Origin of the sequence: Acrocarpospora sp. B8E8 (assembly GCF_039871605.1) — a bacterium.
GTDB lineage: Bacteria > Actinomycetota > Actinomycetes > Streptosporangiales > Streptosporangiaceae > Acrocarpospora > Acrocarpospora macrocephala.
Window position 1 is genome coordinate 124,017 of sequence record NZ_JBDPLV010000019.1, and the last position, 19,767, is coordinate 143,783.

At 70.7% G+C, this 19,767-nt stretch carries 17 protein-coding genes; 13 read left to right on the top strand and 4 right to left on the bottom strand.

Going from position 1 to position 19,767, the window contains the following annotated elements:
• Positions 1-46: 46 nt before the first annotated feature.
• Genes ABGB08_RS20485 through ABGB08_RS20495 form a run of 3 tightly spaced genes read right to left on the bottom strand, consistent with a single transcriptional unit; the run spans position 47 to position 3,429 of the window.
• Positions 47-1,483 (bottom strand): PQQ-binding-like beta-propeller repeat protein, encoded by a 1,437-nt coding sequence (locus ABGB08_RS20485; protein ID WP_347592557.1) that lies wholly within the window; start codon positions 1,481-1,483, stop codon positions 47-49.
• A 31-nt stretch (positions 1,484-1,514) separates the two neighbouring features.
• Positions 1,515-2,639, bottom strand: a complete 1,125-nt coding sequence (locus ABGB08_RS20490) for a hypothetical protein (protein ID WP_347592559.1) — start codon at positions 2,637-2,639, stop codon at positions 1,515-1,517.
• Between the two features lie 43 nt (positions 2,640-2,682).
• Positions 2,683-3,429, bottom strand: coding sequence for a FadR/GntR family transcriptional regulator (locus ABGB08_RS20495; protein ID WP_347592561.1), 747 nt, complete (start codon positions 3,427-3,429; stop codon positions 2,683-2,685).
• A 165-nt stretch (positions 3,430-3,594) separates the two neighbouring features.
• Between ABGB08_RS20495 and ABGB08_RS20500 the strand changes: the two genes are divergently transcribed.
• Together ABGB08_RS20500 and ABGB08_RS20505 are read left to right on the top strand one after the other, a co-directional pair.
• Positions 3,595-4,770: a mandelate racemase/muconate lactonizing enzyme family protein gene (locus ABGB08_RS20500; RefSeq protein WP_347592563.1), complete on the top strand. Its 1,176-nt coding sequence runs from the start codon at positions 3,595-3,597 to the stop codon at positions 4,768-4,770.
• Complete coding sequence (locus ABGB08_RS20505) at positions 4,767-6,380, top strand: D-aminoacylase (protein ID WP_347592565.1); 1,614 nt, start codon at positions 4,767-4,769, stop codon at positions 6,378-6,380. Before ABGB08_RS20500 ends, ABGB08_RS20505 begins: the two co-directional genes overlap by 4 nt.
• Before the next feature lie 40 nt (positions 6,381-6,420).
• On the opposite strand, the gene ABGB08_RS20510 is transcribed toward ABGB08_RS20505, so the two are convergent.
• Entirely contained in the window at positions 6,421-7,320 is a 900-nt protein-coding gene (locus ABGB08_RS20510) for a dihydrodipicolinate synthase family protein (RefSeq protein WP_347592567.1), read from the bottom strand.
• Positions 7,321-7,441: 121 nt separating this feature from the next.
• Between ABGB08_RS20510 and ABGB08_RS20515 the strand changes: the two genes are divergently transcribed.
• From ABGB08_RS20515 to sppA, 11 genes are all read left to right on the top strand, one after another.
• Complete coding sequence (locus ABGB08_RS20515; RefSeq protein ID WP_347592569.1) at positions 7,442-9,043, top strand: ABC transporter substrate-binding protein; 1,602 nt, start codon at positions 7,442-7,444, stop codon at positions 9,041-9,043.
• Between the two features lie 86 nt (positions 9,044-9,129).
• Entirely contained in the window at positions 9,130-10,074 is a 945-nt protein-coding gene (locus ABGB08_RS20520; RefSeq protein ID WP_347592571.1) for an ABC transporter permease, read from the top strand.
• A 34-nt stretch (positions 10,075-10,108) separates the two neighbouring features.
• Complete coding sequence (locus ABGB08_RS20525; protein WP_347592573.1) at positions 10,109-10,969, top strand: ABC transporter permease; 861 nt, start codon at positions 10,109-10,111, stop codon at positions 10,967-10,969.
• Positions 10,969-11,979 (top strand): ABC transporter ATP-binding protein, encoded by a 1,011-nt coding sequence (locus ABGB08_RS20530; RefSeq protein WP_347592575.1) that lies wholly within the window; start codon positions 10,969-10,971, stop codon positions 11,977-11,979. The genes ABGB08_RS20525 and ABGB08_RS20530 overlap by 1 nt, the downstream gene beginning before the upstream one ends.
• Positions 11,976-13,010: an oligopeptide/dipeptide ABC transporter ATP-binding protein gene (locus tag ABGB08_RS20535; protein ID WP_347592577.1), complete on the top strand. Its 1,035-nt coding sequence runs from the start codon at positions 11,976-11,978 to the stop codon at positions 13,008-13,010. Before ABGB08_RS20530 ends, ABGB08_RS20535 begins: the two co-directional genes overlap by 4 nt.
• Positions 13,007-13,879, top strand: coding sequence for an NAD(P)-dependent oxidoreductase (locus ABGB08_RS20540; protein WP_347592579.1), 873 nt, complete (start codon positions 13,007-13,009; stop codon positions 13,877-13,879). The genes ABGB08_RS20535 and ABGB08_RS20540 overlap by 4 nt, the downstream gene beginning before the upstream one ends.
• Positions 13,876-14,622: an isochorismatase family cysteine hydrolase gene (locus tag ABGB08_RS20545; protein WP_347592581.1), complete on the top strand. Its 747-nt coding sequence runs from the start codon at positions 13,876-13,878 to the stop codon at positions 14,620-14,622. Before ABGB08_RS20540 ends, ABGB08_RS20545 begins: the two co-directional genes overlap by 4 nt.
• Before the next feature lie 4 nt (positions 14,623-14,626).
• The gene (locus ABGB08_RS20550; RefSeq protein ID WP_347592583.1) at positions 14,627-15,388 is read left to right on the top strand and encodes an amidohydrolase family protein; all 762 of its coding nucleotides are present in this window, start codon (positions 14,627-14,629) and stop codon (positions 15,386-15,388) included.
• The gene (locus ABGB08_RS20555) at positions 15,385-16,329 is read left to right on the top strand and encodes a Gfo/Idh/MocA family oxidoreductase (protein WP_347592585.1); all 945 of its coding nucleotides are present in this window, start codon (positions 15,385-15,387) and stop codon (positions 16,327-16,329) included. Before ABGB08_RS20550 ends, ABGB08_RS20555 begins: the two co-directional genes overlap by 4 nt.
• 17 nt (positions 16,330-16,346) lie before the next feature.
• The gene (locus ABGB08_RS20560) at positions 16,347-17,879 is read left to right on the top strand and encodes a hypothetical protein (RefSeq protein WP_347592587.1); all 1,533 of its coding nucleotides are present in this window, start codon (positions 16,347-16,349) and stop codon (positions 17,877-17,879) included.
• A gap of 62 nt (positions 17,880-17,941) precedes the next feature.
• Positions 17,942-19,636, top strand: coding sequence for a signal peptide peptidase SppA (gene sppA, locus ABGB08_RS20565; protein WP_347592589.1), 1,695 nt, complete (start codon positions 17,942-17,944; stop codon positions 19,634-19,636).
• Positions 19,637-19,767: the final 131 nt, after the last annotated feature.

The following is a 19,767-nucleotide window of genomic DNA, read 5'->3' on the forward strand; positions in this document are numbered from 1 at the left end:
TCCCCCGGAGGATCAGCGGCCCTCGCGTCTACAGACGCGAGGGCCGTCATCCGTTGGCCGTGCCGAGCAGCCGGAGCATTCCGTCCGCGGTGGCCACCAGGATCTCCACCCGGCAGTCACCGTTCACATCGGCCAATACCGGGTTGGTGACCGCGGCGGGAAACTGGTGTTCCCAGACGATTTCGCCATCGCGCAGGCACATCAGCCGACCGGCCCGGGTGCCGACCAGGAACTCGTCGCGCCCATCGCCGTCCAGGTCGCCGGCCGCGACCGCGCGCTCCGGGATGGCCGGTCCGGTGTCGAGGCGCCAACGCACCTCCCCGGTGACCGCGTCGAGCGCCGCGAACTCGCCATCGCGCGACACCGCTCCGAGCAGCCACCGTCCCGGCTCCGGCGCGCGGGCCAGCGCGGAGCGGCCCGGGAAGTAGCGCCACAGTTCGGTGTTGACCCGCCACACCGTTTCACCGTCGAGGTCGATCAGTTCCAGGCCATGGATTCCGTCCGCGCGCAGCAGCGCGGCGGTGCCGCCATCGGCCCCCGGCACCGCGATCGGGGTGGTGTACGCGGCGGTCCAGTCGTTTTCCGCACGGACCTTCCCGGTTTCGTCGTACAGGCGCAGCCGGCCATGGTCGTCGGCCGCGATCAACCAGGTGTCCCCGCCCAGCGGCACCACGCCGGGCCGGGCCGGATGCCCGCCGCGCAGGGGATCGGCCCAAAGTGGGGCACCGCGCTCGTCGTACAGGGCCAGCGCCGCGGTGTGCACGCCGGTGTGCAGGTTGGCGAGCAGCCGGAAGGCCATGCCGAACGGGACGAGCGCCAGAGCCGGCGGCGCGGCCAGCGTGATCGTGATCGCCGTGGCGTCCTGGCCACCCGGTTCACGGTGCACCGTCGCCGTTGGGCGATCACCGTCCACAGTGGACACGACTAGCCGGTGCGTACCCCTGGCGTCGCGGTGCAGCGCCGGCAACGCACCCGGCACCCGCCACTCGCGGTCCAATCCTCCGGGCCCGGATGTCCCGCCGATGACCTGCCCGCCAGCCAGGTCGGTGACTATCTCGGGGCCGTGGTTCCGCGTCCACACCAAAGGCTGGCAGAACCGGCCCGAGGCCCGTACGGGGTCGCCGACCGGGGACAGATCGGGACCGCACCGGCTGACCTGGCCGTCCGCGGTGGAAAGGATGAGCTCCCCGCCGTACCAGTCGGCCCGGGTGTACTCCGGCCCGGCCAGCCGCCGCGACGTCCGCCCGTTCCACACATGGACGCCATCGTCACGGCGGACCAGCAGCCCGGGCGAACCGGAGCCGTCCCGCACCTCCACCACGCTCCGCCGGTCCGCGTGAAAGTTGACGTGTTCGGGAAGCGCCGAGTCACTCGAGGTGAGCAGCGCGGCATCGGCCAGCGTGGCCAGCGTCTCCAGGGTCGTGCCGTCCACGATCTCCAGCACGGTACGGCCCGCCGGTCGGCGCTCGGACTCGCGGCTCACCACGAGTTCGGGACGCCCATCGCCATCAAGGTCATGGCATCCCCAGAAGTACCGTCCCGGCGTCGAACACGGCCAGCGCCCCAGCCGCCAGGTCACCGCCGGACGGCCCGGCGGAGAGGTCGAGAACGAGCGTGCGCCACCGGCCGTCCTGCCAGAGGCCGACGACGAGATCGGGGCGTCCCGTCCCGCGAACGTCCGCGACCGAGGTGATCTGCGGGCGCAGCTCACGATGGTCCTCGGGCCAGTCCTTCTCCACGAAGTGGCCCCAGGCGCGATGCAGTCCCGCGCCGGAGTGCCCGGTCACCGCCAGGTACTCCTCGACCTGGCAGCTCACCAGGACGGCGCCGAGTCGTGGGCCGCCGTCCGGCGACACGGCTTGCAGGAGCCCGTACGGGCGGGCGCACGGGTAGTCGCCGGGATCGGGCCGATAGCGCGTGACGAGCCGCACGGCACCCGTCCCGGCGTCGATCACCGCCTGGTAGAGCCGGCCGTCCTCGCGCCCGAGCACCAGCGCCTCGGTGTCGGCACTGGCATAACCCGTGCCGCAGCGGCTGGACACCAGCACCTCGGCCTGGCCACCCCCGGTCACGTCCGCGACTACCACGGTGGGCCCGAACCCGGCGTCGTACGCGTCCCCGTAGTCCACGTCCCACACCACGGACGGACGGCCAGGATCGGAGAAGTCGACGCATCGGCCCCGGGTCGAGTAGGTCGGGAAGCACACCCAGCGCAGCGCGCCGGGGGAGCCGAACACCTTGGACGCGCCGGGCCCGGCGAGGTTGGCCCGCGCCTCCGTGTTCCAGGTCCACACCGGCGTACCGGTGTCCAGGTCGATCAGGGCCACGGTGCGCTCATCGGTGGTGATCAGCGCGTGCCACGCGTCGGGCGCGCCGAACCGCCCGGCGTGCAGCACCCGGGTGACGCCGAGCGTGTCCGCGCGCCAGATCGGCCTGCCGTCCCAGCCGGTCGCGGCGAGCGTGCTGCCTGCCTGGACCAGCAAGGCTTCGACGCCCCGGACCCGCACAGTACGCGCGAACCGCACGTCCCCGCCGGTGTCGAAGTGCCAGACCTCCACCGGCGCGTGGCGGTATCCGCCTGCAAGGTCCGTACGCCCGAGGTTGCGGCCATCGCCACGCGCGGTCCACCACTCTGACACCTCGACCCCCAAGTCTGTCTTAGGACAGAGTTCAGGATCGAGGTTAGGCACCCGGCGCTGTGCTGTCCAGGTCCCGGAAGTAGTGCCGGGCGCGCTCCAGTATCGCCCGCATGCACTGCTCGGCGAGCTGGGCGTCACGTGCTTCCAGGGCCAGCAGCAGCGCCTGGTGCTGGGTGTTGGTCTCGGCGTGGGTCAGCCCGGCCGCCTCGGTGAGCTGGCCGCCGCGATGCCGCTCGGCGGTGAGCGCTTCGGCCAGCGCGTCCAGGATCGACTGGAAGAACCTGTTGCGCGAGGCACGGGCGATCGCGCTGTGGAATGCCATGTCCAGCTCGACCCGGCGGGACAGATCGTCCTCGGCGTCGTTGAGCTGGGCCATCACCGTGCGCAGTTCGGCGATCTCGACGGCCGTCGCCCGGGTGGCGGCCAGCCCGGCGGCCTTGGTCTCGATGGCGAGCCGCAGTTCGAGGAGCTCGTCGATGGCTTCCTCGTGGGCGTCCACCGCGAGCCGGAAGTAGTCCTCCACCGCGACCGGGCGCAGCCCGCTGACCGTGGCCCGCTTGCCCTGGCGGGTCTCCACGACGCCCTGGTTGGTCAGCGTGCGAAGGGCGTCGCGGACCACCCGCTGGCTCACGCCATACCGGTTGGCCAGGTCGGACTCGGAGGGCAGGGGGTCGCCGTCGATCAGCCCCTCGGTCTTGATGAGGTCCCGGATCTGGTCGGCGATCTGCTTCCCGAGCGGGACCCGGGTGTGCCGCCACTGCCCCTGTGGTGCTGACTCCCCGATGGTCACGCCGGTCACCCTTCCAGAATCGGTCGCTGCCGAACTGGCCGACCGGCCAAGTCGGCCACCTGGGGGACAGCGTAGCGCGTTCCGATGCACCCAGGACACAGGAGGTATGACCTAGGGCCTAACCTAGGTTACATTGTCGCAGTGAGCTGAGCTGTGGGAGGTGTCATGCGAGTCACCGGTGTCCGCCAGTGGATCGCCGATTTCGGGTTCTACAACGCCATCTACGTCCGGATCGAGACCGATGAAGGTGTGGTGGGGGAGGCCGAGGTGGCGATGCGCAGGCGCACGCGGTCGGTCGCCGCCCTGATCGAGGAGCTGTCCGAATACCTGATCGGGCGTGACCCCACCCGGATCGAGCAGCACGCCGAGCGCATGTACCGGGACGCGTTCCTCGGCGGCACCCTGCTCACCATCGGGATCAGCGCGATCGACCAGGCGCTCTGGGACCTCAACGGCCGGGCGCTGGGCGTCCCGGTCCACCGGTTGCTCGGGGGGAAGTTCCGGGATCGGGTGCCGGTCTACACGCACGCGAAGGCCGGCGGCTCGCCGGAGGAGCTGGCGGCCGAGATCCGGGACCGGGTGGACCGGGGCTTCACGGCGGTGAAGACCACGCTGCCCGGCTTCTACGAGAAGGTGACCAGCGTCAAGCACGATCGGCCCGCGCTGATCCCGGCCCGGCAGACCGAGACCGAGTTGCTGCCCACCTGGACGTTCAAGGTGATCGCGGAGTATTTCGCGGCGGCCAGGGAGGAGGTCGGCCCGGATGTCCATCTGATGCTCGACTGCCACGGCCGGTTGAACGTGGCCAACGCGATCCGGCTCTGCGAAGCGCTCGCGCCCTATGACCTGACCTTCATCGAGGAGCCGGTGCCGGCGGATCGGGTGGACTGGATGCTCGAGGTGAGCCGCCGTTCGACCACCCCGATCGCGGCCGGCGAGCGGTGGGGCAACCACTTCGCCTCGGCCCCGTTCATCGGCGCGCACGCGGTGGCGGTGGTCCAGCCGGATGTCGGGATCTGCGGCGGGATCACGGCGGCTCGCAAGATCGCCACCTGCGCGGAGGTGCACGGGCTGTCGATCGCGTTCCACAACCCGTTCGGGCCGCTGCAGAGCGCGGCGACCTGGCAGCTCGCGGCCACCCTGCCGAATCTGCTGATCTCCGAGTCGATGATCACACCGGCCCAGATGCAGTACTGGGAGCGGTATACCGAGGATCCGCCGCGGGTGGAGAACGGCGAGTGGGTGGTCACGGACACGCCCGGGCTCGGGCCGCGGCTGCGGGTCGAGGAGATCGTCAAGCACCCGTTCAAACCCGAGCTCGACCGAGGGGGCACCCGATGAGCGAGCCGTACCAGCTGATCATCCACTCCGGGCTGGTCGTGGACGGGTCGGGAAACCCCGGGTTCCACGCCGCCGTCGGGGTCCGCGGCGACCGGGCGTACGTGCTGCGCGGCGACGTGTCCCAGGTGCCCGCCGAGCGCCGGATCGACGCCCGCGGCCTCGTCGTCGCCCCGGGCTTCATCGACGCGCACTCGCACTCGGATCTGGTGCTGATGGTCGACCCGACGCTGGAGATGAAGGTACGGCAGGGGGTGACCACCGAGATCCTGGGGGTGGACGGCCTGTCCTACGCGCCGTTCGACGACCCGGCCGACCTGCTGCGATTCGTCCGGATGAACGCCGGCATCGCCGGCCACCCGGAGATCGACTACTCCTGGCGGTCCGTAGCCGACCTGCTGGCCCGCTATGACGGGGGCGCCTCGGTCAACGTCGGGGTCTTCGTGGGCAACACCGCGCCCAGGATCAGCGCGCTCGGCTGGTCGGACGCGCCGGCCGGCAAGGTCGCGCTGGACCGGATGCGCGGGATCGTCCGGGACGCGATGCGCGACGGCGCGCTCGGCCTGTCCACCGGCCTGGACTATCCGCCGGGCAGCCACGCGGACACCGACGAACTGGTCGAGTTGGCGAAGGAGGCCGCGAGGTTCGGCGGGATCTACCACACCCATGTGCGGTACGCGTTGGGAGATACCTACCTCGACCCGTTCCTGGAGGCGCTGGAGATCGGCCGACGGGCCGACATTCCTGTGCAGTTAACCCATTTCTCCCGCTCGATGCGGGCCACCTACACCGGCGGTGCCCAGCGGATGCTCGACCTCGTGGAGGGCGCGCGCACGGACGGGCTCGACGTCACGTTCGATACGTATCCGTACGAGTGGGGCGGCACCCGGCTGGTCCGGCTGCTGCCCGGCTGGTTGCAGGCGGATGGACCGGACCCGCTCCAGGAACGGCTCGCCGATCCGGCGCTGCGCGACCGGTTGCGCGCGGAGTTGCAGGACAGCGCGGCGGTCCGGCAGTACGTGGTGAGCCGGCCCTTCGCCGACGTACGGCTGGGGAACCTGAGCGATCCGGCCCATACGCGGTTCGAGGGCTGGAATCTCGCCGAGGTGGTCACCGAGTGGGGCGGGGACCTGACCGAGACGCTGTGCGTGCTGGCCGCGGCCAACCCGGGCGCCACGTTTACCAGGCCCAGCCCGCAGGCGATGACCCTGTGGAAGTTCGTCTGCCATCCGCTCGGGATGATCGCCAGCGACGCGGTGCTGATCGGGGCGTACCCGAGCCCGCGGGCGTACGGATGTTTCGCCCGGGTGCTGGGCGACTTCGTCCGCGAGGAGCGGCTGCTCTCGCTGCCCGAGGCCATCCGCAAGATGACCTCGTTCCCGGCGCAGCGGCTCGGCCTCTCGGATCGCGGGCTGGTCCGCGACGGGATGAAGGCGGACCTGGTGGTCTTCGACCCGGCCACGGTGCACGCACCCGCCAGCTTCGAACGGCCTCGGGAACTCGCGCTGGGTATGTCCTATGTGGCGGTGAACGGCCGGCTGGTGCTCGACGACGGCGTGCTCACCGGGGCGACTCCGGGCCGCGCCCTGCGCGGACCTGGCGCCACCTCCTGACCTGCGGGCTGCCTCGCGTGCGGGGCAGCCCGGTTCCAGATCAGCTCTCGGCGAGCAGGCGGGCCAGGGTCCCGCGCTGGTCCGGGGTCAGCGGGAGCAGTGGCGCGCGACTGTGCCCGCCCGGCAGGCCCCGCATCGCCAGCATCTCCCGGTAGATCGCCAGATCGCTGACCGGTCCGAGGGGCTGCCGCGTGTAGAGATACTTGATTGGCAGGATGCGCGCCCAGGCGGCCCGGGCGGCGGGCAGATCACCGCGCTGCACGGCGTTCCACAGCGCGACCGCGTCCGGGGTCGCCACGTTGAGGATCCCGCTCACCCAGCCGTGCGCGCCACCGGCCATCCCCTCCAATGGGGCCATGAAGCTGCCGTAGAAGACGCGGAACCCCTCGTCGGTGGCGGCTCGCGCCTCGTGGACCTGGTGCACGGTCGGGAACGTGCTCTTCACCGCCTGCGCGGCGCCCTCCCCGTACAGGGTGGCCAGGTCGGCGGCGGTCAGCGGCTCGGTCCCCGAGTTGGCCGGATTGTTGTAGACCATGATTGGGATCTCGGCGGCCCGCCCGACCGCCCGGAAGTGCGCCAGCACCTCGTCGCGGTGCGGGCGCTGGTAGTACGGCAGGATCACGATCGCACCGGCGGCGCCCGCCTCGGCGGCGCCCTGGGTCAGCTCGACCGTCTCCGCGGTGCTGAACGCTCCGGTGCCGGCGATGACCGGGACCCGGCCGGCCGCGGCCTTCACGGTGGCCTCGAAGAGCCGGCGCCGTTCCCGGCCGGACAGGGAGATGAACTCGCCGCTGGTCCCGGCGACGACCACGCCGTGCGCGCCCTGACCGATCAACCAGTCCACGTGGGCGGCGCTGGCGTCCTCGTCGAGCCGGCCGTGCGCGTCGAACATTGTCAGGGCGGCGGGGAAGATCCCGCCCCAGATGGTGGTGGGTTGCATGACCGTCCTCTCGTGCGTGTGAGGTCAATGTAACACTTATGACCTAAGTCAGGGGTCTTGACCGCAGCTTGGATCGCGCCCTAATCTCTGCGCTAGTTACGTGGAACCCTAAGGAGGCGGGATGCGGCGAACAACGGCGCTTACCGGGGCCTTTGTGCTGGTCGGCGTGTCTGCGCTGGCCGGCTGTGGCGGCTCGGAACCCGGTGCATCGAGCACCCCGAGCACCGCGATCACCGAGATCACCATGTTGCAACCCGAGCCGAGCCAAGGGCTCGATCCCAATATCGCCGCAGCCGATGCCTCGCGTATCCCGATGGCGATGATGTACGAGACCCTCACCGAGCGCGACGCCGACGGCAAGCTCGTCGGCGCGCTCGCGGAGAAGTGGGAGTCCTCGCCGGACAACACGACCTATACGTTCACCCTCAAGAGCAACGCCGCCTTCAGCGACGGGACCCCGGTGACCGCCGAGGACGTCAAGTTCTCCTTCGACCGGATGAAGACCGGCGAGGTGATGAAGGGCCTGCTCTCGACGCTGACCGGCGTCGAGGCGGTGGATCAGAAGACGGTCCGGTTTGCTCTCTCCGCGCCGTCGCGGATCTTCCCGGAGACGGCCAGCCGGCCGGGCAGCGCGGCGATCCTCTCGAAGAAGGCGGTGGAGGCGAAGCCGGGCTACTTCACCCTGCCGACCGCCACCTCCGGGCCGTGGCAACTCACGTCCTATGTCCCGAAGGGCAGCGCGATCTTCGACGTCAACCCGCACTACCCGACGCCGCCGAAGATCAGCAAGATTCGGTACACGTTCTCGGAGGACCCGTCCGGGCATGCCGCCGCCATCGAGAGCGGTTCCGGCGACATCGCCAACATCGGTTACACCGACGCCGAGCGCCTCAAGAGCGGCGGCACGGTGCAGGTCCTCCAGTCCGACGCCCTCGCCCCCCTGTTCTGGGGCTGGGACCGGACCAAGCCCCCGTTCTCCGACAAGAAGGTCCGCCAGGCGGTGGCCTTCGCGGTGGACCGCGAGGGCCGGCAGGCCGCCTGCTGGTCGGGCACCGGCGGGGTCACGTACGGCAACATCCTGCGGCCGTGGGATCCGAACTACACAGAGATCTCCACGTATCAGACGTCGAGCCGGGCGGATGCGATCAGCAAGGCCGGCGCGCTGCTCGACGCGGCCGGCTGGGTGCAGGGCGCCGGGGGCACCCGGACCGCCAAGGGCGTGGCCGGAGTGGATGACGGCACCCCGTTCAAGGTCTCCGTGCCCTACGAGTCCAACTGGCCGGCCGCCGGCTGCCACGTCCAGGTGCTGCAGCAGAACCTGAAGGACGTCGGCATCCAGGTGACCCCGGAGAAGTACGACCCGGCGGCGTACTGGGGTGACGTGGCCAAGGGCAAGTTCGCCATGTACCACGGCGGCGCCGGCGCCAGCGGAGCCGCGGACCTCTACCAGAACTGGTTCCACACCGGCGGTTCGCTCACCTCGCTGACCACCCACCTGGCCGATCAGTCGCTGGACGCCAAGATCGATCAGGCGCTAGGCGCGGGCACCCCGGCAGATGCCACCGCCATCTTCAAGGAACTGGAGCAGTGGCAGGCTGACGAGGTGCCGATGCTGGTGGTCGGCTACCAATGGCCCCAGGTCGCGGTCAGCAAGCGGGTGCAGAACTTCACCGCGCCGCTGGACGACGACTCCTACAGCCTGGTGCGGGCCAGCGTCGGCTGAACCGGTGCCGGCGCGGCGGTTGACTGAATCGGTGGTGATCGGCGGGAGCGCCGGTCACCACCGATCCTGGGAAAGGAAGGTGGGCGATGCTCCGGTACGCACTGGGCAGAATCCTGCTCGCGGTGCCTCTGCTCTTCGGGCTGTCCGTGCTCTCGTTCGTCTACGTCAGGCTGATTCCCGGCGATCCGGTCACCGCGATGCTCGGCGTGAACAGCAATCCCACCGTCGTGGCCCAGCTGCGCGAGCAGTTCGGTCTGGACCGCCCCCTGCTCGGCCAGTACGGCGACTGGCTCGCCGGGGTGATGCGCGGGGACTTCGGGGTCTCCTTCCGTTCCCAGCTGCCGATCAGCACGATCATCGTCGACCGGATCCCGGCCACGCTCCAGCTGGCGGGCGCCGGGCTGGTGGTGTCCCTGTTGATCGCCATCCCGGCGGGGGTGGCCGCCGGAACGCGCCCGGGCTCCCGGCTGGACTCGCTGATCACGTCGGCGACCCTGTTCGGGCTCGCGGTGCCGGCGTTCTTCCTGGGCACCCTGCTGATGCTCTTCTTCTCGTTGAAGCTGAACCTGGTGCCGTCCCAGGGATACGTGCCCTTCGCCGACGATCCGGCGCAGAGCCTTCGGCTGACGCTACTGCCGGCGCTGACGCTCGGGCTGGCGATCAGTCCGTACCTGGCCCGGTTGACCCGATCCGCGGTGCTGGAGACGGCCCAGGAGCCGTTCGTGCCGTTCGCCCGCGCGAAGGGCCTGGCGCCGCGGAAGATTTCCGTCGGATACGTGCTGCGCAACGCCCTGCCCTCGCTCGTCGCCGCGCTGGGGCTGACGGTCGCCTCGCTGATGGCCGGCTCGATCGTGGTGGAGGCGCTGTTCAACTGGCCCGGCACCGGTCGCCTGGTCACCGGTGCGGTGACCGAGCGGGACTACGCGATGGTGGAGGCGTTACTGCTCATCTACGGCGGCCTGTTCATCGCGGTCAACCTGGCCTGCGAGATAGCCCAGAGCCTCCTCGACCCGAGGGTCAGGCTGACGTGACCGCCGAGGTGTTCTCCACCGCTGAGGCGGCGACATGACCGCGCCGGCCGCAGTTCTCGTCACCGAGCCCCGCGCGGTGGGCCGGCGGCGGACGCCGCTGCTCACCGTGGTCGGCGCGACCCTGGGACTGCTGGTGTTGCTCACCATCGCGATCGGCCCGTGGCTGATCGGCAAGGATCCGTACGCCATCGATGTCGGCAACCGGTTCGCCGGTCCGAGCGCGGCACACTGGCTGGGCACCGACGAGCTCGGGCGGGACGTGGCGAGCCGGATCGCGCACGGCGCGCGGGCGACCGCGTTGATCGCGCTCGGCGCGGTGGCCCTGGCCACGGCCGTCGCCATTCCGCTGGGCGTGCTGACCGGGTTCCTGGGCGGCTGGGTGGATCTCGTGGTGACCCGGGTGGTCGACCTGTTCTTCGCGATCCCGTCGCTGCTGGTGGCGATCGGCGTGGTCGGGCTCTTCGGCCCCTCGCTGACCACGACCATCCTGGCGCTCGGCTTGTCGTACTGGCCGTTCTACACCCGGCTGATCAGAGCCGCGGTGGTGGGCATCCGGTCCCGGCCCTACGTCGACGCGGCCCGGGTGCTCGGCGCGTCCCGGCTGCGGGTGATCCGGACCGACATCCTGACCGGGCTGGTCCCGCTGGTGCTGGTCCAGACGACGGTGCTGCTCGGCTTCGCCATCCTCGACGAGGCCGCGCTGGGCTTCCTCGGGCTGGGCGTGCAGCCGCCGCAGGCCTCGTGGGGCTCGCGCCTGGCGGAGAGCCGGGAGTTCATCCTGGCGCATCCCGAGCTGGCGCTGGTCGCGGGCGTCCCCATCGTGCTCGCGGTCTTCGCCATGAACCTGCTCTCCGATTCGCTCCGCGATCGGCTCGACGCGAAGAGGACCGGCTGATGGCCACTGTCGTGCTCCAAGTACGGGATCTCGCCGTGGAGTTCTCGCTGCGCGGCAGCGTGGCGCGGGCCGTCGACGGGGTCGGCTTCGACGTGCGCGCCGGCGAGATCGTCGGCATGGTCGGCGAATCCGGCAGCGGCAAGAGCGTGACCATGCTGGCCTTGCTCGGGCTCGTCCCCCGGCCGGGCCGGATCGTGGCCGGTTCGGTGCGGCTGCGCGACATCGAGCTGGGCACGCTCAGCCTCCGGGAGCTGGCCCAGTTGCGGGGCCGCCAGATGGCGCTCATCCCGTCCGACGCGGGTGCCGCGCTGAACCCGGTGACCCGGATCGGCGCCCAGGTCGGCGAAGGGCTCGCCGCCCACCTGCCCGACCTGCCGCGGGCCGAGCGGCCGGCCCGGATCCTGGACATCCTCCGGCGGGTCGGGCTGCCGCGCCCTGAGCACCAGGTCCGGCGGTATCCGCACGAACTGTCCGGCGGGATGCAGCAACGGGTGGCCGTGGCGATGGGGGTCCAGCTCGGGCCGGACCTGCTGATCGCCGACGAGCCGACCACCGCGCTCGACGTCACCATCCAGGCGCAGATCCTCCGCCTGCTGCTCGATGTACGCGAGCAGTCGGGCACCGGCATCCTGTTCGTCACCCACGACATGACCACGGTGGCGGAGATCTGCGACCGGGTCCTGGTGATGTACGCCGGCCAGATCGTGGAGTCGGGTCCCGTGGTCGAGGTGTGCACCGCTCCGGCTCACCCGTACACCCGGGCATTGCTCGACGCCATACCGCCGCTGGGCGGCGATCCGCCCGAGCAGCTGACCACGATTCCGGGCGCGCCGCCCGATCCGCGTGCCTGGCCGGCCGGGTGCCGCTTCGCCGAACGGTGCTGGCTGCGCGAGCGGCTGGGCAACCCGGAGAAGTGCACCTCGCTTGCCCCGGACCTCGCCGACCTCGCCTCCGAGCGGCGCAGCCGGTGCCACTTCACCGAGTCCGTCGCCGAGGCGGTGGTCCGGTGACCGGGGAGCCGCTGCTGTCGGTGCGCGGTCTGGTGAAGGACTTCCGGGAGCGCGGTTTCGGGCCCGGGCGGTCGACGGTCCGGGCGGTCGACGACGTGTCCTTCGACGTGTTTCCCGGCGAGACGCTGGGCCTGGTGGGGGAGAGCGGCTCGGGGAAGACGACGATCGGGCGGCTCATCGTGCGGTTGGAGGAACCGACCGCCGGTCAGATCGAGCTGCGCGGGCAGGATCTGCGAGGGCTGTCCGGGCGGCGATTGCTGGAGTTCCGCCGGGACGTGCAGATGATCTTCCAGAACACGCAGAACGCCTTCAATCCCCGGCGCACGGTTCGTTCGGTGCTGTCCGATCCGTACCAGATCCATCGGCTCGCTGCCGGAGCGGACCTGGACGAGCGGATGGGCGCGCTTCTGCGCCAGGTGGGCCTCACGCCCGCGATGCTGGACCGGTATCCGCAGCAGTTCAGCGGTGGGCAGCGGCAGCGTCTTGGCATCGCCCGGGCGCTCTCCGTTCAGCCCGCTCTGGTGGTGGCCGACGAACCGGTCTCCGGGCTGGATGTCTCGGTGCAGGCGCAGGTGCTCAACCTGTTCGCCGAACTCCGCCGGGAACTTGGCCTGGCCATGCTGTTCATCAGCCACGATCTGCGCGCTGTGTACTTCCTGTGCGAGCGGATCGCGGTGTTGTACCTCGGCCGGCTGGTGGAGATCGGTCCACGGCGCACGCTGCTGGAGAACCCGGTGCACCCGTACACGCGGGCGTTGATCGGTTCGATACCGGTGTTCCGGCCGGGTGGCGGCTTCACCCGCACGGTGATCAAGGGCGAGATATCGGACTCCGGGCCGGTCACGGCGGGCTGTCATTTCGCGCCCAGATGTCCCCTGTGGCGGGAACTGGGCCAGCCGGCGCGCTGCCGCGAGGAGCGCCCGCGGCTGCGCCCGGCGGCCGGTGGCGGCATGGCCGCCTGCCATTTCGCCGAGTCGTCGCCCCCGCTCGCGGCGAATCTGGCCGGGCAACCTTCGGGAGGGCACGCATGAGGATCGGCTGGATCGGCACGGGCCTGATGGGCGCGCCGATGGTGGCGCGGCTGGTCGCGGCCGGGCACCAGGTGACCGTGCACAACCGGACCCCGGCCAGGGCGGAACCGCTGCTGGCCCTGGGCGCGGGCTGGGCCGGCTCGATCGCGGCGGCGGCCCGGGATCGCGACGTGGTCATCACTATGCTGCCGTTTCCCGCCGACGTCGAGGCGGCCTACTTGGGTCCGGACGGCATCCTCGCGAACGCCTCGCCCGGCACCATCGCGGTGGACATGTCGACGTCGTCGCCCGCGCTGGCCCGGCGGCTGGCCGACATCACCGGAGGTTCGGTGCTGGACGCTCCGGTCAGTGGCGGACCCGCCGGAGCCCAAAGCGGCGCGCTCTCCGTCTTCGTGGGCGGTGCCGCCGACGCGTTCGAGCGCGTCCGGCCGGTCTTCGAGGTGCTCGGCTCGACCGTCGTGCACCACGGCCCCGCCGGTGCCGGGCAGGCCGCGAAGCTGGTCAACCAGGCGCTCGTGGCGAACGTGACGCTCGGCATCTGCGAGGCCTACGCCGTCGCCGAGGCGGCGGGGCTCGATCCGGCACGGGTGCACGAGTCGGTACGGGTCGGGGTGGCGGGCTCGCCGCTGCTCGACTTCGCCTGGCCCCGGCTGAGCGACGGCGACCTGGAGCCCGGATTCAAGGTGGCGCACCTGGCCAAGGACCTCGGGCTGGCCCTCGATGAGGTCGGCGACGCCCGCCGGCTGCCTGGCACCAGCCTGGTCCGCGAGCTGTGCCAGGCGGTAATCGACGCGCTAGGCGGAGACCGGGGAACGCAGGCCCTCATCACCCAGACCCAGCCGGCCCTCCCCAGTGAAGGACAACGATGACGCTGACCCTGACCGGCCGGTACTACCGGATGTACCCGTCGTTCGACAACCCGCTCGGCCACGCGGAGGAAGCGCTGGAGCTCGACCCGGCGCGGACCGGATTCCTCATCGTGGACGCCTACGGCCGGGGCTTCGACGACGAGGAGGAGCATCCCGACCTCACCGGCATCTACGCCCCCGACCCCGTCGTGAAGGAGATCGTCCGGGAGCACATCGTGCCGGCCAGGGAGGCCGCGCGACAGGCCGGCCTGCCGGTCGTCTACCTCACCAACCATCTCTCGCCCGGCCTCACGGAGCGCACCGAGTGGCGCAACCTGTCCATGCGCACCTGCGACGTGGACGTTCTGGAGGCGTGGCGGGAACCCAACGACATCCTGGCCTTCTCCAAGGTGATCGCGCCCGGTGACGGCGAACCGCTGATCCGCAAGCAGATGTACAGCGGCTTCTACGAGACCACGCTGGACTCCACGCTGCGGGCGCGCGACATCCGGGACCTGGTGGTGGTCGGCTTCGACAGCCGGATCTGCCTCGGCAACACGGTCACCGAGGCGATGTACCGGGGCTACCGGGTGGTGGTCCTGCGCGACTGCGTGCGGACCTTCGAGTATCCGGAGACGCGCGAGGGCGAGCTGGCCAACCTGCTGGCGATCCGGTACATCGAGTCCAACGTGGGATACACCGCCACGTCCGCGCAGTTCACAGCGGCCTGCGCGCGGTTGGCGGGCGGCCGTGCCGGGGCCTGACCGCGTGATCGTCGACTGTCACGTGCACGTGGGACTCACCAAGTACCGGCCGATCGCCGACTATCTCGAGGCCATGAAGACGCACGGGATCGCCCGCGCCGTCCTCGTCCAGCATCTGGGGAACCCCGACAACGAGTACCTCGAGCGCTGCGTGCGCGAGCGCCCCGACCTGTTCGCCGGAGTCGCTCTGGTGGACCCCCAGGATTCTCGCGCGCCGCGGCACGTCGATGAGATCGGCGAGCGCAGCGTGCTGAGGGGGGTACGGCTCCCGGCCGGCGGCACGCCATCCGGCGTGTGGCGGGCGATGGACACGCATCGGCTGGTCGCCAGCGTCACCGGGCCGTTCGCCGACGTCACCGGCGACGCGTTTCTGGATATCGTCGACCGGCACCCGGGCGTGCACTTCAGGCTCGAGCATCTCGGCTGGCTGAAGCTGGCCGACGATCCCCCGCCGTATCGCGGATTCCGGCGGTTCCTCAGGCTGGCCGAGCGCCCGAACACCTCCACCTCGTGGTCGGGCTTCTTCCTCAACGCCGGCACCCCGTACCCCTATCCGGACGCGGAGCCGTACCTGCGGATGTCCCTGGCGGCTTTCGGGGCGGACCGGCTCATGTGGAGCGGGGACTGGAACCGGGCGGGCGGCACCGACGCCGACTATGCCGCGGCCGTCGACCATGTCACCGGCCACATGCCGTTCCTCGGCGACGAGGACCAGGCCTGGGTGCTGGGCCGCAGCGCCGACACGATCTTCGGAGGGACTCCATGAACGCTACGGGCATCGGCATTCTCGGGCCGGGCGCGATCGGCGCCTGCCATGCCCGGGCGATCCGCGCGGCCGGTGGCCGGATCGTCGCGGTGGCCGGGCCGAAGCCCGCGGAGAACGCCGCGTTCGCCGCCGAGCACGACATTCCACGCGCCTACGGGGACACCGCGGCGCTGCTCGCCGATGACGAGGTGAGCGCGGTCGTGGTCGCCGCGCCCAGCCCCGTGCACGCCTCGCTCACCGTCGCCGCGCTGCGGGCCGGGCGCGATGTGCTGTGCGAGATCCCGGCCGGGGTGTCGCTGGCCGAGGCCGAACTGGTGGCGCGTACCGCCGCGGAGACCGGACGGTCGGTCGCGATGGGCCACACGTTGCGGTTCTGGGCGCCGCATCTGGAGGTGCGGGCCCGCGTCGAGCGCGGCGAGTTGCGGCTACGCCACGTCGTGGCACGCTCGCTGCAGTTGCGGCAGAGCAACGTGGGCTGGACCGGCAAGGCCCGGGACTGGACCGACAGCGTGCTCTGGCACCATGGCGCGCATCTCGTCGACGCGGCGCTGTGGCTGCTCGACGCACCCGAGGTCAGCGTGCACGGCCGGCGCGGGCCGGCCTGGACGGGGAGCGGCAGCCCGATGGATGTCGGCGCGGTGCTGGCCACCCCGGCCGGCGACCTGGCCACGCTCTCGCTCTCCTACCACTCCCGGGAGCCGGTCAGCGACTACCTCCTGATCGCCGAAGACCAGACCCTGCACATCAGAGACGGCCGCCTGTACGGGCCCGACGGCGTGATCGTCGACTCGCCCGGCGTCGCGGCCACCCAGGACGCGGCGATCGAGGCACAGGACGCTGATTTCCTCGCCGCCGTCGCCGAGGGCCGCGCCCCGCGTTGCACGGTGGCAGACGTGCTGCCGGCCATGCGGGTGCTGGACGCCTTGGAGACCGTTCCATAACCCAGCAAGGAGTCCGTGTGAACCGACTCGTCTCCCGATTAGCGATGTGCCTGCTGATGACCACGGCTGTCGGCCTGGTCGGCGTGGCACCCGCAGCCGCGAATCCGCCCGCCGTGGGCAACGTCATCACCCTCTCCGGCGGTGTCGTGCTGCCGGTCTACACCGTGACCGGCAGCGCGACCGTCAGCGCCGTCGGCTTCCAGCTCACCGGCGGCACCCTGCGCGCCGTCGACCAGTCCGGCACGCAGCTCTGGACCGCCGGCACCACCGGGTACGGACCCTACGGCGGCTTCGACTACGACGCCGACGGCTGGCCCGACGTCTTCGTCGTGGTGTCCGCGTCCACGGGCACCACCTGTGGCACCACCCCGGTCGTCACCACCACGCTGTACTTCTACAGCGGACAGACCGGAACCCGGCAGACGCCGCTCTCCCCGCTCACGGACATCTGCTGGAACTTCGGCAGCACGATCTATCCGACCCATCAGTGGACCGAGAACGGCGTGCTGTGGGGTCCCACGAACAAGATCGCGGTTTCTCCGTACTACGCGAGCACCTCGTGGTTCTTCGGCTTCAACGGCAGCTCGTTCACCACCGACGGGGCGCTCTACTTCCCGTCCACGTCGTCGTACGACGCCACCTACACCAACGCCCTGGCCAACACGTATCCGACGGGCACCAAGTACATCACCAACTCGCACGCGGCCAACGGGCTCATCGTCAACGTGTCGGGTCAGCAACGGCTGGTGTTCTGGACCTCGGGCCGGGTCGCGCAGTACGCGGTCGGCCCGTTGAGCGCGAGCCAGCTCGTGGCCGACCGGCCCTACCTCACCGGTGGGCGCACCGACATCGGCGGGCGCAACTACGGTGTCGTCGCGGTCGACCCCGGCAACTCCAGCAAGGTGGTGCTGGTCGCCGGGACCAGCAACTACTCCCTCTATCTGGACCGGCTCTCCGGCACCATGACCCGCGACCCGTGGGGTGGCATCGAGCGGCACGTCTCGGTCTACGACCTCGGCTCGAACACCGTCGATGACCGGTTCTACTCGTACGCGCACGACAACAGCGACGGCAACAAGTACGAGAACCGGGTGTCGTATCCGGCGAATCCCATCGTGCGCACCGGCGGCACGTCGCGGATCGCGTACAACGTCTACACCGGAGGGCGCTGGTACCTGCACATCTCGGACCCGGGAGCCACCACTGATCGGTACGCCATCAAGGACCTGTTCCTCTGGGATATCGCCGACGTCGACGGGGACGGGGTGGACGACTGGCTCGTCTCGCCGACCCGCGACGCCGGTGAGCCGGACGTGCCCGGCTACTACTACCCGAAGTGGCAGACCAACATGTACCACTGGAACGAGGGCACCGCGTCGCTGACCAGCTTCCGCACCGAGGTCGGCTACATTCCGCACTTCCAGCAGAGGTTCAACCGGTCCACCGCCACGTCCAGCGACGGGTACCTGACGCCCGCGCAGACGTATATGGACGGTAGTCAGCTGAAGCTCATGATGATCAACAGCGCCGGAACCGTCTCGGCCCGCTGAGCAGTGCGGCGGCCCTCGTGAGGGCCGCCGCATTGTCGTCGGGGTCGCTTAGGGTGGCGGGTATGGACGCGACGAGGACGATCGTGGAGACCGTTGGGCGGATGCGGCAGCGCCGCACGGGGCCCCTGGTCCTTGAGCTGGACCTGACGGAAGGGCTGACGGAGGGTCCGCCCGCCGATCCGCTGGGCGCGCTGCTGACCATGCGCAAGCCGCGCCTGGCCGACGTGCTCGCGGGGCTGCGCCGGGCCCGCAAGGATCCGCGGGTCAAGGCGCTGATCGTGAAGATCGGCGGTGGCCCGCTGGGGCTCGGCATGGTGCAGGAGTTGCGCGGCGCGGTCGTGAAGCTGCGGGCCGCCGGGAAGCTGACCGTCGCGTATGCGGAGACGTTCGGCGAGTTCGGCACCGGAACCGTGCCCTACTACCTGGGCAGCGCGTTCGAGCGGGTCTACCTGCAGCCGTCCGGCGACGTGGGCCTGACCGGGATCGCGCTGGAGCAGCGGTTCGTGAAGGACGCGCTGGCCAAGCTGAGCGTGGAGTATCAGGTCGGGCAGCGGCACGAGTACAAGACCGCGGCCAACATGTACACCCAGGATCACATGACCGACGCGCATCGTGAGTCGGCGTCTCGGATCGCGGAGTCGGTGACCGAGCAGATCGTGGCGGGGATCGCGGAGTCGCGGCGGCTGGAGCCGGTCCGGGTGCGCGAGCTGATCGACGAGGGGCCTTTCATCGGCGCGGAGGCGCTGGAGGCCGGGCTGATCGATGGCCTGAAATATCGTGACGAGGTCTATGCCGAGGTCGTGCCCGAGGGCGCTCATCTCCAGTATGTGGCGCGGTATGCCAAGCTCGGCGGGCCCCGGAAGTTGCCGCATCCGGGGGAGGACGTGGTGGCGCTGGTCCAGGGTGAGGGGCCGATCCGGATGGGCCGCAGCGGGCGCTCCCCGCTGGGCGGCGGCAGCGCGATGGGCTCCGACACCATCGCCGCCGCGCTGCGCTCCGCGCGCCGCGACGACAAGGTCCGCGCGATCGTGTTCCGGGTGGACAGCCCCGGGGGGTCGTACGTGGCCTCCGACACGATCTGGCGGGAGGTCGTGCTGGCCCGCAAGGCCGGGAAATCGGTGATCGTCTCGATGGGCGACGTGGCCGCGTCGGGTGGGTACTTCGTGGCCATGGCCGCCGACGTGATCATGGCTCAGCCGGGTACGCTGACCGGCTCGATCGGGGTCTTCGGCGGCAAGCCGGTGCTGGGGGAGCTGCTCAACCGGGTCGGCGTGGTGTCGGAGACGATCACCGAGGGCGCCAACGCCGGGATGTTCTCGCTCACCCGGGGGTTCTCGGAGGCCCAGTGGGGACGGGTCAACGCCTGGCTGGACCGGATTTACGATGACTTCGTCGGCAAAGTGGCCGAAGGGCGGAATCTGGGCCGGGAACGGGCGCACGAGCTGGCCCGTGGCCGGGTCTGGACCGGCGCGGACGCGCGGGAGAACGGCCTGGTCGACGAGCTCGGCGGTCTTGAGGACGCGCTGACGCTGGCCCGCAAGCGCGCCGGGCTGCCGGTCGACGCCCCCGTTCGCTCCTATCCGCGGCTGAATCCGCTGGAACGGCTGCGCCCGGCGGAGTCCAGCGAGGACAAGGCCGCCGCGCTGACCAGGATTCGCCTGGAGGCATGGGGCCCGATGTCGGCTCTGGCGGCCGAACTCGGCCTGCCCGCCTTCGGCGGCCCGCTGATCCTTCCCGGTCAGTGGACCATCCGCTGACTATCCCTGGGAGGGATCCCCGGGAGGTGGTCTGCACGGAGATCCGCCCATTGACGCCGGTTCCGCTGACTATCCCTGCGTGGGATATCTCTGGGAGGGATATCCGCGAGACATTGGGCCGCGAGATGGGC